This is a genomic window from Nocardiopsis sp. NPDC006198, from assembly GCF_040613895.1.
GTDB lineage: Bacteria > Actinomycetota > Actinomycetes > Streptosporangiales > Streptosporangiaceae > Nocardiopsis > Nocardiopsis tropica.
In genome coordinates this window covers 1-2816 of record NZ_JBEXSY010000134.1, presented here as the reverse complement: position 1 = coordinate 2816, position 2816 = coordinate 1, and the positions used below count along the sequence as shown (strand labels likewise).

The 2816-nt window shown below is 74.8% G+C and carries 1 pseudogene; it reads left to right on the top strand.

Annotation, left to right across the window (positions count from 1 at the left end):
• Window positions 1-2816, top strand: a pseudogene (locus ABZ234_RS33940) (hypothetical protein); the annotation flags it as partial.

Below are 2816 nucleotides of genomic sequence, written 5' to 3'. Positions count from 1 at the left end.
AAACACCTCAACGACCTGCCCGACCCGCCCCCGCTGGTCCGCACCACACCCGACGGGCCGCCCCCGGCAGGTCCGCCCACCGGACCGCCCCTCCGGGAGACCCCCGACGGACCCCCGCCCGGACCGCCCTCCGGTCCGCCCGACGGGCCGCCGGCCGGGCCGGTCAGGGACGACCCGCCACCGGTCAACCGCGACACCGACACCCCGCCCCCACCCGGCGGCGGCGGTCCCGACGGGCCCCCCGCCAGGCCCAAGGACGACCCGCCCCCCGGACCGGTCAAGGACGACCCCCCGGTCAACCCCGACCGGGGGCCGGACTCCGCCGCACCCAAGGACACCCCGGGCACCACACCCACGCCCATATCTGCGCCTGCGCCGCCTTCCCTGAACAAGGACCTGGCCGAGGTGTTCGGCCGCCACAACGACGAGTTCCTCACCCCCTACAACCCCGCCAGCCCCATCGGCGCCGGCGCCTTCGACAACGCGACCAAGGCCGCCGCAGCCCGTCAGGACTTCGCCGAGGTGTTCGCCCGCAACTTCGGCGAGCACCTCGGCGAGAGCGCAGCGCGCGATCTGGGACGCGACTACGCCGCCACCCTGGCCCGCCACTGGAACGACCCCGACCTGGGCCGGCACCTGCGCGACACGATCGGGGACCGCCTGCCCCCGCACATGCGCGACCACCTCGCCGACGTCCCCGTCAACCTGCAAAAACCCCTGGGCGAGTACTTCTCCACCACCGGCGCCTACACCCAACAGGTCGGCGGCAGCATCGGCACCGGAGCCCTGGAGGGCTACCTCGGCGAGGGCCTGGGCAGCCTGGCCGACGGACGCGGCTGGGAGGCCTCGGGCTACTCCGCCACCGCCGGCGCCACCCAGGCCGGCATCCAACAAGGCGCCACCGACGGCATCCTGCACGGCCTGGACCTGTTCAGCGACAAAGACAAACCCAACATCACCGACCCGCCGCCCACGGAAACCGACAGCACCGGCAACCGAACCGACAACCGCACCGGCCCCGAGACCCCCAGCCCGTGGGCGGGCGGGGACGACCACCCGGGCCAGGGCGGCGACCGGTCCCCCGAACGCGGCGGCGACGGGCCCCGGCGCGAAGACGACCGCGACAACGGCCCCGACCGTGGGCAGGACGGGCGGCCCGACCGCGACGGCCCCCCGGCCACCGCCTCGCAGGACAGCGGCGACCGCGACGACCTCTCCGACATCGACGACGTCCCCGACCTGGTCAGCGACACCGACTCCGACTCCGGTTCTGACTTCGGTGACACCGGCTCCGACTTCGGCGACGCCGACGACCGCGACCGGGCCACCGACGACACCGTCCGCGTCCACCAGGACGACGACACCCGCACCCCCTACACCGACACCGGCAAGGACCCCTTCGCCACCACCGAGGCCAAACACCCCGGCCTGGGCAACGACCTCTTCCACCCCGGCATGAACGACGGACCCCTCACCGTCAACTTCCTCAACGCCATCGTCCCCGACAACCCCATGGCAGCCCAGCCCCCCGGCGCCGAACAGACCACACCCCACACACAGGCCACACCCGACACCGGCAACGGCACGAACCCGGCCGACCGCTCCACACCCGACACCGGCAACGGCACGAACCCGGCCGACCGCTCCACCCCCGACCCCGAGCAGCACACCGCCCCGCCCCTCGTGGCCGCACCGATCGGCCAAGCAGCTCCACCGCCCGCGACCGCACCGCAGAGTTCGGCCACCGACAACAACCAGCGCTCCACACCCACCGAACGCGACAGCGGTGGACGTCCGTCCCAGCGCACCGACGGCACCCGCACCCCGGACCCGTCCCCGCAGCGCCCAACCGGCGACGCCCCCAAGGTCACCACCGAGAGCACCCCGCCCGCTCCGCAGACCACGACCACCGACGGCCCCACCGCCACCGATGAACCGCGTGCGGTCCCCCACGGCACCTCCGACCCCGAACAGCAGGCCTCACCGGCCGAGGTCCCGCTGCCCCCGTCTCCCGTCACCGAGAGCGACGGTCAGCAGGACACCGACACCACCCCCGAGAGCGCACCGCCCCAGGACACGCAGGACACCGGACACGCCCCCTCCGACCGCGAGGGCGAACAGCCCGACGAGCGCGGCGAGGACACCTCCCGCGACGACGACCGCCCCCAGGACGGAGACGAGGACCAGGCCGGAGCCGGCACAGGCCGGTCCGACGACGGCGACCGGTCGGGCGAGCAGAGCGGTGAACGGTCGGAAGACGACAGGGACAGGTCGGGGAACGAGAGCGGCGAGGACGGCAAGCGTACGGACGACGACGCCGAGTCCGCGCACGAGGAGGGGTCCACCGACGAGAAGGACGGCCAGGAGCAGGGCGGCGAGGAGAGCCGCGAGGACGCCCCCGCCGGAGAGGGCCAGACGCCCGGAGCGACCCTGTCCCGGAACACGGACGGTGTCCCGCAGGACCAGGAAACACCGCGGCCACGTCCGCAACCGCTCCCCGACGCTCAGGCCGGTCCGGAGCGCAACGGCCCGCCCTCCTTCGCCGCCGAGGCCACCACACCCGACACGACCGAGGGCACTCCGACCCCCACCCAGAACACGGACGCGCCTGTGGCGCCGCCCGCCGCCGGACCCGAGCGCGCCGCGGACAGCGGCTCCCCCGCCCCCGGAGCCACGCGCACCGACCCCACCGCTTCCGGGATCGACCCGGGGGCCGACGCGCGCGCCGCGTCGGTCCTGGAGCGCCTGCCCGAACTCACCCGGGCCCTCGCGGACAAGGACATCCCCCGGGCGCGGGCGCTGGGGGCCGAGTTCTG